Annotated in this window: 11 protein-coding genes; all 11 read left to right on the plus strand. The window is 42.2% G+C overall.

What is annotated here, in order from left to right; all coding sequences use genetic code 11:
* Positions 1-54: 54 nt before the first annotated feature.
* The 11 genes from CLOL250_RS10550 (at position 55) to CLOL250_RS10600 (ending at position 13,562) form a co-directional block, all read left to right on the plus strand.
* On the plus strand, positions 55-1,410 hold the full coding sequence (locus CLOL250_RS10550) for a glucose-6-phosphate isomerase (RefSeq protein ID WP_008402430.1): 1,356 nt from the start codon (positions 55-57) through the stop codon (positions 1,408-1,410).
* A 71-nt stretch (positions 1,411-1,481) separates the two neighbouring features.
* Positions 1,482-2,654 carry a CDP-glycerol glycerophosphotransferase family protein gene (locus tag CLOL250_RS10555; protein ID WP_008402431.1) on the plus strand — a complete coding sequence of 391 codons (1,173 nt, stop codon included), beginning with the start codon at positions 1,482-1,484 and terminating at the stop codon, positions 2,652-2,654.
* A 137-nt stretch (positions 2,655-2,791) separates the two neighbouring features.
* Positions 2,792-3,571 carry an IspD/TarI family cytidylyltransferase gene (locus CLOL250_RS10560; protein ID WP_008402432.1) on the plus strand — a complete coding sequence of 260 codons (780 nt, stop codon included), beginning with the start codon at positions 2,792-2,794 and terminating at the stop codon, positions 3,569-3,571.
* 2 nt (positions 3,572-3,573) lie between these two features.
* Positions 3,574-4,650: an acyltransferase family protein gene (locus tag CLOL250_RS10565; protein ID WP_008402433.1), complete on the plus strand. Its 1,077-nt coding sequence runs from the start codon at positions 3,574-3,576 to the stop codon at positions 4,648-4,650.
* Between the two features lie 36 nt (positions 4,651-4,686).
* Positions 4,687-6,843, plus strand: coding sequence for a DHH family phosphoesterase (locus CLOL250_RS10570; protein WP_008402434.1), 2,157 nt, complete (start codon positions 4,687-4,689; stop codon positions 6,841-6,843).
* Position 6,844: 1 nt separating this feature from the next.
* Complete coding sequence (gene rplI / locus CLOL250_RS10575; RefSeq protein ID WP_008402435.1) at positions 6,845-7,294, plus strand: 50S ribosomal protein L9; 450 nt, start codon at positions 6,845-6,847, stop codon at positions 7,292-7,294.
* Entirely contained in the window at positions 7,294-8,634 is a 1,341-nt protein-coding gene (dnaB, locus tag CLOL250_RS10580) for a replicative DNA helicase (protein WP_008402436.1), read from the plus strand. Before rplI ends, dnaB begins: the two co-directional genes overlap by 1 nt.
* 92 nt (positions 8,635-8,726) lie before the next feature.
* A complete protein-coding gene (gene fabV / locus CLOL250_RS10585; RefSeq protein ID WP_008402437.1) occupies positions 8,727-9,881 on the plus strand; it encodes an enoyl-ACP reductase FabV in 1,155 nt (384 codons plus the stop codon).
* A gap of 19 nt (positions 9,882-9,900) precedes the next feature.
* A complete protein-coding gene (locus CLOL250_RS10590) occupies positions 9,901-11,928 on the plus strand; it encodes a DUF2142 domain-containing protein (protein ID WP_008402438.1) in 2,028 nt (675 codons plus the stop codon).
* 51 nt (positions 11,929-11,979) lie between these two features.
* On the plus strand, positions 11,980-12,807 hold the full coding sequence (locus CLOL250_RS10595; RefSeq protein WP_008402439.1) for a glycosyltransferase: 828 nt from the start codon (positions 11,980-11,982) through the stop codon (positions 12,805-12,807).
* Between the two features lie 38 nt (positions 12,808-12,845).
* Positions 12,846-13,562: a glycosyltransferase family 2 protein gene (locus CLOL250_RS10600; RefSeq protein ID WP_008402441.1), complete on the plus strand. Its 717-nt coding sequence runs from the start codon at positions 12,846-12,848 to the stop codon at positions 13,560-13,562.
* The last annotated feature ends 6 nt before the right edge of the window (positions 13,563-13,568 follow it).

Consider the following 13,568-nt stretch of genomic DNA (forward strand, 5'->3'; position numbering starts at 1 on the left):
TGCTACAATTATCCATAGCTTTGAAAAATCATATAAGCAAGGAGAGATAATAAAATGGCAAAGACAGTAAGTTTCGATTTTAAGAATGTTGCTGGTATGGCTTCCGCTGAGGATATCGCAGCTATTAAGGAAGAAGTTGTTGCAGCAAAATCAACACTTGTAAACAAGACCGGTGAAGGAAATGATTTCCTTGGATGGATCGATCTTCCGGTTGATTATGATAAGGAAGAGTTCGCAAGAATCAAGAAAGCGGCTGCTAAGATCCAGTCAGATTCAGATGTTCTGGTAGTTATCGGTATCGGCGGTTCTTACCTTGGCGCAAGAGCAGCGATCGAAGCTTTAAGACACAGCTTTTATAATTCAGTAGATAAAGAGATTCGTAAAACCCCTGAGATCTATTATGCAGGAAGTAATATCAGCAGTACCTATATGGCACACCTGTTACAGGTGATTGGAGACAGAGATTTCTCTATCAACATCATTTCCAAGTCAGGTACAACTACAGAGCCTGGTATTGCATCCAGAATTTTCAAGAAGAAATTAATTGAGAAATATGGTAAAGAAGAAGCAGCTAAGAGAATCTATGCTACAACAGATAAGGCAAAGGGAGCATTGAAGACACTTGCTACAGAAGAAGGATATGAGACATTCGTGGTACCTGATGATGTAGGTGGACGTTTCTCAGTTCTGACAGCAGTAGGTCTTCTTCCGATCGCAGTAAGCGGTGCAGATATTGATAAGCTCATGGAAGGTGCTGCATCAGCAAGAAAAGACTGCCTTGCAGAGAACTTTGACGATAGCGATGCTATGAAGTATGCAGCAGTTCGTAATATCCTGTACAGAAAGGGCAAGTCCATCGAGATCCTTGCCAACTTTGAGCCGGCATTACATTTCGTAGCAGAATGGTGGAAGCAGTTATACGGCGAGAGCGAAGGAAAAGACGGTAAGGGATTATTCCCGACAGCAACTGACTTTACAACAGACCTTCATTCATTAGGACAGTTTATCCAGCAGGGTTCACAGAACCATTTCGAGACAGTAATCAATGTGTTACATCCAACATGTGAGATCGTAATGGAAGAAGAGGATTGTGATCTTGATGGTCTGAACTACCTTGCAGGCAAGACAGTAGATTTTGCAAATAAGAGTGCTATGAACGGAACAATTCTTGCACATGTTGATGGCGGAATTCCAATCATCCAGATCAATATTGACAAGATCGATGAGTTCACATTAGGTGAGCTGTTCTACACATTTGAGTTTGCATGTGGTATCAGCGGATACACTCTTGGAGTAAATCCATTTAACCAGCCAGGTGTAGAAAGCTATAAGAAGAACATGTTCGCATTACTTGGTAAGCCTGGTAATGAGGAACTTGGTAAGGAGCTTCTTTCCAGAATTAATGGTTAATAATTTAGATAGAAAATGATGATAAGCCGGCGGCATACGCATGAAAACGCGGATGCCGCCGGTTTTCGATAATGTTCGAAAGGTTTATTTGTAATTATATGAAGATGGTATTTTATATAAAACAGGTATTGAAAATGGCGATGCAGCAGATTTATCTGCCGCTGCTCTATAAACGGTATGCCGGAAAGCCGGTTGAAAAGGGGCTGGTGATCTTCGCCGATGCACATCATGAGGAACTGCCTTTTTCTATGAAAAAAATGTATGAAACACTGCAATGGGATCCGGAGTATAAGAACGAAACTTGGGTCACCGATTTTGGAAAGATGGGATATGGCAGTCTGTTAAAGTGGCTGAGGCAGTTTATGAAGCGGTATGCTGTCACAGAATATGTATTTATCTGTGATAATTTTCTTCCTGTATCGGCCTGTGAGAAACGGCCGGAGACAAAGGTGGTACAGCTCTGGCATTCCGGCGGGCTGCTTAAGAAAAGCGGATATGACACGACGGAAGATATTCCGAAGATGTATAAAGGCGATTCGGTTTACAAAAACTATGATCTGCTGACAGTCAGCGCACCGTGTTGTGTACCGGTGTTTACAAAGACAATGCGGCTTGCTTCGGGAGTTGTACAGGCGACCGGGATCAGTCGGTCGGACTATTATTATGATGATGCATGGAATCAGGCAAACCATGAGGAATTTTATCGGAAATATCCGGAAGCAAAAGGGAAAAAAGTAATTCTCTGGGCTCCTACATTTCGGGGAAATGCGGCTATGCCGACACTCTGTGGAATGGAAGAGATACAGAGAGTTATGAAAGAAACAGAAGATCGTTATTACTGGGTGATCAAGTTGCATCCACATCTGGAAGAAAAGGGAATGAAGTCGAATTGCGATCTGCCGTCCGAGAAAATATTTGCGGTTGCAGATCTGCTCATCACAGATTATTCTTCGATATTATTTGACTATATGGCATATAAGAAGCCGTTTTTATTTTTTGCACCGGACTTTGATTCGTTTGACCATGCCAGAGGCTTCTATGTTCCATATGATTCCTTCCCGTGTAAGGTGGTTACGGATGGAGCGGGGCTTCCTGCGGCAATCGAGTATGAACTGTCCGAGCGGGATCCTGCAGAGATCGAAAAGTGCTTTGCTTATCATATGTCGATGTGTGATGGTAAGGCAACGGAGAGAATATTGAAAACGATAAAACAAATAACACACAATGCATCAAGTCAAATATAAGTTGAATTTTTCTTGATTTCGTTATAAAATTAATATATCTATGCAGAATGGGGAAAGTCTATATAGCATTCTGTATCGCACAATTGCGGCAAAGAAGTGAAAAATTTAAAATAAACAGAAAAAAGGAGAAACAGTAGATGAATATAGCAATTATTTTTGCAGGCGGCAGTGGAGTAAGAATGGGAGCGGGAATTCCAAAGCAGTTCCTTGAGATCAACGGAAAACCGATCCTGGTTCATACATTACAGTTATTCCAGTATCATGATCAGATCGATGCGATCTACATCTCGGTTCTCGAGGATTATATTCCTTATGTAGAAGATCTGGCAGAAGAGTATCATCTGACGAAGGTAAAACATGTACTGGCCGGTGGAGCAACTTCTCAGGATTCTATTTACAATGCACTTAAAATGGCAGAGTCTGAATGCCCGGAGGATTCTATTGTTCTGATCCATGATGGTGTTCGCCCATATGTTTCATATGATGTTATTTCCAACAATATAGAGAGTGTTAAAAAGTACGGTAATGCGATCACATCGACTGCCTGCTATGAGACGATCATGATCAGTGAGAATGGTGTCGAGATCGATTCGGTACCACCTAGAAAAGACACATATTCAGCACAGGCACCGCAGTCCTTCTACCTGAAGGATATCATTGCCGCTCATGATGTTGTCCGTGCAACTCCAACCGGATATGAAGGAATGGTTGATGCATGTACCATTATCAGAAGTCAGAATATTGTGGCACATATTGTTGAAGGCAACAGAGGAAATATCAAGGTTACGACACCGGAAGATGTATATATGTTCCGTGCGTTGTTACAGTATAAAGAAAATGAACAGGCTTTCGGACTTGGCATCACGAATAAGATTGATACAAGAATGAGCCAGTATAAGAAGAAAAGCGAGAAATAGAAATGAATAAAAAATACAATGGAGCCCTCGACTTCTGGAAATTTGTGTTTTGCCTGGTGATACTTGTATTCCATGTAGGTGAGGTATATGGCGGCAAGCATGGATATCTGTTGGAATGGGGACGATATGCGGTTGAGATGTTCTTTATCGTATCCGGATATTTCATGTGTGTGTCAGCTGCAAAAGCAGAAGAACGGCATACAGGTATTTCTCTCGGAAAAGAGACATTCGGCTTTGCCCTTCATAAGATCCGACGGATCTTACCGGCATATTTGTATTGCTATGCACTGGGGCTTTGTGTATGGTTTGTGGAAGTTGGTCGATATGTATATCTAAAGGAAGGAATTATCGGATTATTTATTGCGATTGTGAAGATGATTCCGAACTTTTTACTGCTGTCCATGTCAGGCGTGCAGGGAACTCAGGTTGTGATGATCACTTGGTATATTTCGGCTATGCTTATCGCCATGCTGGTGATCTATCCATTATTACGAAAGTATAAGGACACTTATACACTGATCATTGCTCCTGTTACCGCGCTTTTGATATCAGGATATTTTTATAATACTGTCGGATATAATGGCTTTACGAAGTTTGAAGGTGTTATCACGCATGGCATCTTGCGTGCCTTTGTAGGCTTGAATATAGGATGTCTGGTATATATGTTTGCAGAATATCTGAAGAAGAAAGAATTTCGTCCGTCAGTAAAACGGCTTCTCGGAATCGCAGAGCTTCTGCTGTATCTGCTTGCGATCTTTATGATGCATGAAGGTGGAAAGACCTGTGTATTTTATAATAACATTTTGCTGTTGTTTGCGATATCGATCACTGCCAGTAAGCAGTCGGCAATATCAGGTGTTTTTGATAATAAAGTAAGTAAATTCCTGGGAGAGATGAGCTTGTTTATCTATCTTTGCCAGAGCCCGGCGCGGGCAACTGTCCGTTATATCTTCCCGGATGTATCGTATTGGACAGGATTTGCATACATTGTAGGTCTGACATTTGTTTCTGTGGCATTCGGTATGATCCTGCTCCATTGGATCGCACGGATGAACAGACAGAAAACACAACTAAAATAAACAGGATACAGATTATCCGGAAAGGACAGATTCGTCATGAACGAAAATAAACATACAAATAAAAGACATGATTTTTATACACAGATGCCGCTCTATATGATTGCATTGTTTGTGGTGTTTGATATCTGGATGTTTACGATCAGTGTGGCAGCAGGTGTGGTAGGTATCATTATTACTGCTGTTTATGCGGCTATGACTATCGTCCTTTATATATCTTCACGTGTATCAAGTGACGCATTATTTGCAAATCAGGCGATGGAAAATGGTAGAGTTCAGAAGGATCTGATCCGGGAATTCCCTATACCATACGCTATCTTAGACAAGACGGGAAGACTTGCATGGGTAAATGATGAATTTGCACATATCACGAATACAAGTAAGCGTAAGCTGATGCGGCTTACAGCTATGCAGGTGTTTGAGGGCTTAACACATGAGATGATACCGGCTGAGGGTGAAGATACGGTTCATGCAGATATCGAATATAATGAAAGAGAATATAAAGTAGAGATCAAGCGTGTCAGGGTAAATCCGAATGGCCCGGTAGATGCGGTTGCTGAACCGGAAGCACCGGAAAGTGCAGAAGCACCGGAGATCGTACTACAGGATACAGGTTTACAGGAGGAGAATAAAAAGACACGTACCTCGAAGAGAAAGAAACATACAGACGGTGTTACCACATTTATTGCCATGTATCTGTTTGATATGACGGAGCAGAACAAACTGGCGAAGGAGAATGAGGAGCAGAAGCTGGTTACTGGTCTGATATATATCGATAATTATGATGAGATATTCGATGATCTGGAGGAAGTCCGTCATTCACTGTTAGTTGCACTTGTAGATCGAAAGATCAATAAATATATGGCAAATGTAGATGCGATTGTACGTTCCTTTGAAAAGGATAAGTATATGTTCGTTATGCCGAAGAAATATCTTCCACAGCTTCAGGAGAATAAATTTGCATTGCTGGATGAGGTAAAAGCAATCAATATCGGAAATGATCTGCCACTTACGTTATCTATAAGTCTTGGAACGGAATATTCCAGCTTTCTGGCTGATTTTGAAGCGGCTCGTTCCGCAATGGAACTTGCACTCGGACGTGGTGGGGATCAGGTTGTCCTGAAATCCAATGATAAGATTACTTATTATGGTGGAAGAAGTCAGGGTACAGAGAAATCTACCCGTGTAAAAGCTCGTGTTAAGACACTGGCATTTAAGGAGCTGTTAGAGACAAAAGAAAAGGTGATCATCATGGCACACAAGGATCCGGATATGGATGCATTCGGATCTGCGATCGGTGTGTATCGTATGGTGAATTCTATGAATAAAGAGGCACATATCGTTATCAATGAAGTGTCATCGGCGATCAGTCCGATCTATGGTAATTTTACAGCAAACAGTATGTATGGTGATGACATGATCATCAACAATGAACAGGCGATTGAGATGATAAATGCGGATACGATGCTGGTAGTCGTAGATGTGAATAATCCGAGTCTGACTGAGTGTGAGGAGCTTATTTCCTATGCAAAGACGGTGGTTGTGTTCGATCATCACAGACAGACAAAGGATGTGATCGCGAATGCGACCCTTTCCTATGTAGAACCATTTGCTTCGTCAGCGTGCGAAATGATCGCGGAGATGTTACAGTACATGGATGAGAAAATCAAGCTTCGCCCGTCTGAGGCAGATGCGATGTATGCAGGTATTCTGATCGATACAGATAACTTCCTGACAAAGACAGGTGTTCGTACATTTGAGGCTGCTGCTTATTTGAGAAGAAGCGGCGCGGACGTTATGCGTGTCAGAAAGATGTTCAGAAGCGATATTGACACATACAGACAAAAAGCAGATGGCGTTAGAAACGCAGAGATGGTTCTTGGGATGTTTGCAGTATCGGTATTTGAGCCGAAAGAAGGACCTGAATCACCGACTGTACTGACAGCCAAGGTGGCAAATGAGATGTTGAATATTGCAGGTGTACGTGCTTCCTTTGTAATCGCACAGTTGGGAGAAAATGTAAAGATATCTGCCCGCTCTATCGATGATGTGAATGTCCAGATCATTATGGAGCGTATGGGTGGAGGCGGACATGCGAATATCGCGGCCGCGCAGTTTAAGAATACGACAAAGGAAAAAGTAAAGAAACAGCTTGTCAACCTGCTTGAGGAGATGTACAAGGAAGGAGATATTTGATATGAAGGTTATATTACTGGAGGATGTAAAGAGTCTTGGGAAAAAAGGTGAACTGGTAAATGTCAGTGACGGACATGCCAGAAATTATATTATACCGAGAAAACTTGGGCTTGAGGCAACACCAAAGAATCTGAATGATTATAAATTAAAGAAGGCACATGAAGAAAAAGTTGCGGCAGAGAATCTTGCAGCAGCCAAGGCTCTCGCAGCAGAGCTTGAAAAGGCATCTGTAACAGTCGGCATAAAGGTCGGCGAAGGCGGTAGGGCATTCGGCTCTGTATCGTCAAAGGAGATCTCGGATGCGATCAAGAGCCAGTTACATTATGATATTGATAAGAAGAAAATCGTGCTGAAGGATGCGATCAAAGCAATGGGATCATTTACTGTAAAGATCAAGCTGCATCCACAGGTACAGGCAGAGCTTACAGTAAAGGTAGAAGAGGCTGACTAATGGAAGATGCATTTATCAGGAAAAAACAACCATATAACCTGGATGCAGAACAGTCGGTTATCGGCTCTATGATCATGGATCGTGATGCCATAGTAGATGTGTCGGATATACTGACAAAGGATGACTTTTACAGTGCGCAGAATGCGATCCTGTATGAGAATATGATCGAGCTGTTTAAGGAAGGAATGGCAGTCGATCTGATCACGCTGAACAACAGGCTTCGGGAGAAGAATGTTCCGGAGGATGTTGCCGGTATGAGCTACATAGCTGATATCATAGCCGCAGTTCCGACATCGGCAAATGCGAAGTATTATGCGAAGATTGTAGCGGATAAGGCAGTGCTTCGCCGTATGATCAAGATGTGTGAGGATGTCGAAAAGGACTGTTATCTTGACACGGACGATGTAGACGGATTACTTGAAACGGCAGAGAGCGGGATTTACAAGATCGTTCAGCAGAGAAACGGCGCAAATGATTTTGCACCGATCGATTCGATCGTACTTGATGTAATCGATCAGATCGAGGCGGCATCCAGACAGAATACACGAGTTACCGGTGTGCCGACCGGATTCATCGATCTGGATAATATGCTAACGGGTCTGCATGGATCGGAATTGATTCTGGTAGCAGCACGTCCTGCTATGGGTAAGACAGCATTTGTACTTAATATTGCACACCATGTAGCTGTAAAAAAGAGGATCCCTGTTGCTATTTTCAGTCTGGAAATGTCAAAGGAGCAGCTGGTAACACGTATGATCGCCCTTGATTCTCTGGTAAATTCCCAGAAGATCCAGACCGGACAGCTGGTGGACGATGAATGGGATAAGATCATGGAGAGTACGGAGGTAATCGCGGATGCGCCGATCTTCGTAGATGATAATTCGGCGATCACTGTAGCCGATCTTCGTTCGAAGTGTAGAAAATTAAAACAGAACAATGATCTGGGACTTATCATCATCGACTACTTACAGCTGATGAGTACGAATAAGCATGTAGAATCCAGACAGCAGTTCATTTCAGATACATCGCGAGCGTTAAAGGTGCTTGCAAGAGAGCTTAATGTTCCTGTTATTGCGTTGTCGCAGTTGAACCGTGCGGTTGACTCCAGACCGGATCACAAGCCGGTACTTGCCGATCTGCGAGAGTCCGGTGCGATCGAGCAGGATTCGGACGTTGTAATGTTCATTTACCGTGATGATTATTACAATCCGGATACCGAGAAGAAGGGTATTGCAGAGATTATTATAGCAAAACAGAGAAAGGGCGCGACCGGATCGGTTGATCTTGTATGGATGCAGGATTACACGAAGTTTGCAAACAAAGAGCGCCCGCAGATGTAAGCCGCATATGACCAGATATTGATACAAAATGTATAAATATAAATTGAGAAAGAAAGTCCGGACAGATCGGATGATTAGAGGAGAAAATTAAAATGGTAGTAGAACCAAGAGTAAAAGATTATATCTGTACCACCGCTCACCCGGTTGGATGCGCAGAGAATATTAAGAATCAGATCAAATATGTAAAGGCACAGCCAAAGGTTGACGGACCGAAGAAGGTACTGGTGATCGGAGCATCTACCGGATATGGACTTGCTTCCAGGATCGCGGTTGCATTTGGCTATGGAGCAGATACACTTGGTGTAATGTTCGAGAAAGAGTCAAACGGAAGAAGAACCGCAACCGCAGGCTTCTATAACACAAGAGCATTTGAAGAAGAAGCAAAGAAAGATGGCTTATATGCAAAATCCATCAACGGAGATGCATTCTCATTGGAGATCAAACAGCAGGTGATCGACACGATCAAAGCGGATATGGGAAAGGTTGATATGGTTATTTACAGCCTTGCAGCACCGAGACGTGTAACACCGGATGGACATAAGTATACTTCTGTTCTTAAGACAGTCGGTGAAGAATATACAAATAAGACTCTGGTTCTAAAAGACAATACAGTTACAATGGCACATATTCCTGCTGCAACAGAGGAAGAGATCGAGAACACTATCAAAGTTATGGGCGGCGAGGACTGGATCGACTGGATGCAGGCATTATCAGATGCAGGCGTTCTGGCAGATCATGTAACAACAGTTGCATATTCATATATAGGACCAAAGATCACATTCCCGATCTATGCCGAGGGTTCGATCGGTATGGCAAAGAAGGATCTGTATAAGTCGAGCGACATTATTAATGAGAAGTTCGCAAATGTATCATCATATATAGCAATCAACAAGGCACTTGTTACACAGTCCAGTGCAGCAATTCCTGTTGTTCCGCTTTACATTACTCTGCTCTATAAGCAGATGAAAGCAAAGGGTGTTCATGAGGGCTGTATCGAGCAGATGGCAAGACTTTTCCTTGATAAGATGGCCGGTGAAGTTGAGACAGACGAAAACGGATTTGTCCGTATGGACGACTGGGAAATGGCAGATGATATTCAGGAAGCAGTTGCTAAGAACTGGGATGCCGTAACCAGCGAGAACGTTAAGGAACTTGCCGATATCGATGGATATTGGGATGAATTCTATAAGATGTTCGGATTTAAGATCGATGGCGTTGATTACAGCGCAGATGTAGATATTATGTAATAAATAATATGAGGTTGTTATGAAGCAGACAGGGCAGACATGGAATAAAAAACAGATATTATGGGCAGTTATTTTGGGACTGGCTCTATGCTTTGTTTTTGCATTGGTGTATAAAGCACAGCTTGCAGATAAATTTACAAAGCCGGTATTTGCTACACTTAAGATAGAACATAAGGATAACGGACAGGTAGAAATGTCCGCAAATAATCCTGTTATTGTAGAAGCCTTTGAATGTACAGTGCCTGGTCTTCAGGTATTATATGTTGAAACGGTTGGTGTGATATCAAATCCGGATGCAATGCTTCATATCACAGTCTCTGATGCAGATACGGGAAAGATTTATTATGAGAAAGACCGGCCGGCAAAAGGGGCTGCAAAGAAAAATAAGAAAAAAAGGATCCGCGTAGGAATATGGGATGATCCGGTATTTAAAGAGTCTGAGGGAAAACGGCTTGTGCTTACGATGGAGCTTCAGAATCCGGGTGATACTGTATTCTATGTGAATGCAGATCAAAAGCCGGGACTTGTTGCTATGTTTGGAGGAGATCCGGCAAATAAGACGAATGTCATATCGGGAATGAAATATGCAAGCTGCTGGAAGCTTCGCAGTATGTATGCAGTATTGTGCCTTGCACTTTTGATATTTTTTGAACTCATGTATATGCTTATCGTTGTTAAGAAGCTTCCGGTATCGAAGTTCTATATTCCGATGGCGCTGCTACTTGGAATGATCATGAATGTGGTGATCGCGCCGCATGGTGTACCGGATGAACCATGGCATATAGATACGGCATATAAGTATTCGAATAAGATAATGTTTGCAGGTGACACGGGCATTGAGGGAACGATATATAAGCGTACCTGTGATGTAAAAATGGAGGATATGCTTGCAAATGGAGTAGAGAGTAATTCCTATTACCAGCTGGCACATCATACATTTGAAAGACCGGATGATCAGGAGCTGATAGCAGTTCCGTATGTAGATTCCAGTAATATTGTACCGGGTATTTTCTTTATACCGATGGCATTTGGAATTACGATCGGACGACTGCTTGGACTTTCAACCATGCTAATGTTATTGATCGGAAGATTTATGAACCTGTTGGTATTTGTATTATTGACAGGATTCGCCATACGGATACTTCCGGTTGGTAAGAATATGCTTGCTGCGCTTGGTTTTCTTCCGATCGCGCTTCAACAGGGGGCATCTGCGTCTTATGACGCAATGATAAATGGAATTATATATGTATTTATCGCCTTATGCATGAGTCTTTCGTTGGAGAAAACATATAAGAAGTGGCAGGTAGTCCTGTTGGTGCTCTGTGGTATCCTGACCGCTGTCGTAAAAGGTGGTGTATATCTTCCGTTATTATTGCTGGTATTTTTGTTGATACATGCAAAAAGGAAGGAACATTCTCTGAAAGTAATGCCGAAGCACAAAAAGGGAATACTTATAACAGCAGTGATTTGCGGAATTATAATTGTTTTCTGCGGGGCATTATATTATTATTTTCCGGTTATAAAACAGCTGTTTGCGGGACAGGATACAGCTGTAACAGAGGATACATTATATTCACTCGGATATCTGCTTCGTCATCCGCTTAATGTTGTTTATCTGTATTGGAATACATTGATTAACGGAGGAGAAACGCTGTTGCGTGGATTCTTTGGCGGCCTTTTGTCATGGCTTGATATAAAGATCAGTTGGGTATTGCTGTTGGTGTTGGTATTCAGTCTGGTATTGTTTGCAAATGTTGAGGGTGATAAATATTGCGGAAATAAAAAGGAACGCATATATATGTTTGCGGTATTCCTGATATCGCTTGTATTGATCCTGCTGTCGATGCTGGTTGCATTTACATCGATATCATCAAGTAAGATCAGTGGCGTACAGGGAAGGTATTTTCTGTGTATTGCTCCGTTACTTTATTTGGCAACCACGACATCACTCGTTAATGTAAGTGAGGAGAAGTGCAGGAAGGTCTGGATGACTGTGATAGCGACTGAGATATTGATCGTATTGCAGATTGTCGTCGGAGCAATGTAGGCTGGAGAAACTGCCCGGATATAAAAATGGCGAGATAAATGGAGAAGAAAAATGGCTGAAAAGAAGCATACATTTGTTATATGTGCATATAAGGAAAGTCCATATCTGGAAGCGTGCATCCGGTCTTTGAAGAAGCAGACGGTTGCAAGTGCCATTTGTCTGGCAACATCAACGCCAAGTGATTATTTAAAAAATATATGTGAAAAATATGATATAGCCTATTATATCCGTGATGGAAGATCTAATATCGCGGATGATTGGAATTTTGCTCTATCTGTGTCAGATACAGAATATGTAACGATCGCACATCAGGATGATATCTATGAGGCTGCGTATACAGAGGAGATATTGAAGATAGCGGATCAGAAAGATACAGAAGCAAGAAAAACGCTCTTATTATTTTCTGATTACAGAGAGCTGATAGATGACAGAAAGTATTCGGATCGTAAGAATCTGAAGATAAAAAGGATTCTGCTTGGTCCGTTAAAAAATGAAAAGAAGCAGGGGCGCAGATGGAGGAAACGGGCTGTGCTCAGATTTGGAAATGCAATCTGTTGTCCGGCTGTCACATATCATAAAACAGTTATATGTGAATATCTGAGACAGGAAAAAAGAGTAGATTTATTTCTGAAACATTTCCGAAGCAATCTGGACTGGCAGACCTGGGAATGGCTGAGCAGGAAAGAAGGAGAATTCGTATATATTCCCGAATGTTTGATGGCGCATCGTATTCATGAGGATAGTGAAACGAGTGCAACGATCCGGGATCACGAAAGAGGGCAGGAGGATTTTGAGGTGTTTTGTAAGTTCTGGCCGAAGTGGGTCGCACGGATCCTGGCAGGGGCTTATGGTACAAGCGAGAAGGGAAATGAAATATAGTCTGTAAGACTGTTTCACAGAAGAATGGAGATCTGTATATGAAGTTACTGATGGTTATACCTGCATATAATGAAGAAGATAATATCGTGGGTGTGGTAAATACAATCAAAGAGAAATATCCGGAGTATGATTATATCGTGGTAAATGACGGATCGACGGATCATACTTCCAGAAGATGCCACAAGCATGGATTTGAGATCATAGATCTTCCGGTGAATCTGGGACTTGCCGGTGCTTTCCAGACGGGACTGAAATATGCATATTATAAAAATTATGACTGTGTATTGCAGTTTGATGCGGATGGACAGCACAAGCCTGAATATATTAAGGCTATGCTTGAAAAAATGGAACAGGGATATGATATTGTAATCGGTTCGCGTTTTGTGACAAAAAAGAAAGAAAAAAGTATGCGAATGCTTGGTTCACGGCTGCTTACATCAGCGATTCGCCTGACCACCGGAAAACGGATATCAGATCCAACCTCCGGGATGCGTATGTTTAATAAAGCAATGGTAAAGGAATTTGCAGTCAATATGAATTACGGACCGGAACCGGATACGATCTCTTATCTGTTAAAACAGGGAGCGAGCATCGCAGAGGTGCAGGTGGAAATGGATGAAAGAACTGCCGGAAAAAGTTATCTGAATTTTTCCAGATCAGCAATGTATATGTTCCGTATGCTGATATCAATCCTGCTGATCCAGAGCTTTCGTAAAAGAGACAGTAAGCATATCATTATGAAAAGAGGGGTATAAGCAGCT

The sequence above is a fragment of the Clostridium sp. L2-50 genome, assembly GCF_000154245.1.
In the GTDB taxonomy this organism is placed as follows: Bacteria; Bacillota; Clostridia; order Lachnospirales; family Lachnospiraceae; genus Coprococcus.

What these genes read in the sequence shown, in the direction of transcription:
- CLOL250_RS10570 (WP_008402434.1), top strand. Translation starts at nt 4,687, where the DNA reads ATGAACGAAAATAAACATACAAATAAAAGACATGATTTTTATACACAG.
- CLOL250_RS10550 (WP_008402430.1), top strand. Translation starts at nt 55, where the DNA reads ATGGCAAAGACAGTAAGTTTCGATTTTAAGAATGTTGCTGGTATGGCT.
- CLOL250_RS10590 (WP_008402438.1), top strand. Translation starts at nt 9,901, where the DNA reads ATGAAGCAGACAGGGCAGACATGGAATAAAAAACAGATATTATGGGCA.
- fabV (WP_008402437.1), top strand. Translation starts at nt 8,727, where the DNA reads ATGGTAGTAGAACCAAGAGTAAAAGATTATATCTGTACCACCGCTCAC.
- CLOL250_RS10555 (WP_008402431.1), top strand. Translation starts at nt 1,482, where the DNA reads ATGTTCGAAAGGTTTATTTGTAATTATATGAAGATGGTATTTTATATA.
- CLOL250_RS10600 (WP_008402441.1), top strand. Translation starts at nt 12,846, where the DNA reads ATGAAGTTACTGATGGTTATACCTGCATATAATGAAGAAGATAATATC.
- CLOL250_RS10565 (WP_008402433.1), top strand. Translation starts at nt 3,574, where the DNA reads ATGAATAAAAAATACAATGGAGCCCTCGACTTCTGGAAATTTGTGTTT.
- dnaB (WP_008402436.1), top strand. Translation starts at nt 7,294, where the DNA reads ATGGAAGATGCATTTATCAGGAAAAAACAACCATATAACCTGGATGCA.
- rplI (WP_008402435.1), top strand. Translation starts at nt 6,845, where the DNA reads ATGAAGGTTATATTACTGGAGGATGTAAAGAGTCTTGGGAAAAAAGGT.
- CLOL250_RS10595 (WP_008402439.1), top strand. Translation starts at nt 11,980, where the DNA reads ATGGCTGAAAAGAAGCATACATTTGTTATATGTGCATATAAGGAAAGT.
- CLOL250_RS10560 (WP_008402432.1), top strand. Translation starts at nt 2,792, where the DNA reads ATGAATATAGCAATTATTTTTGCAGGCGGCAGTGGAGTAAGAATGGGA.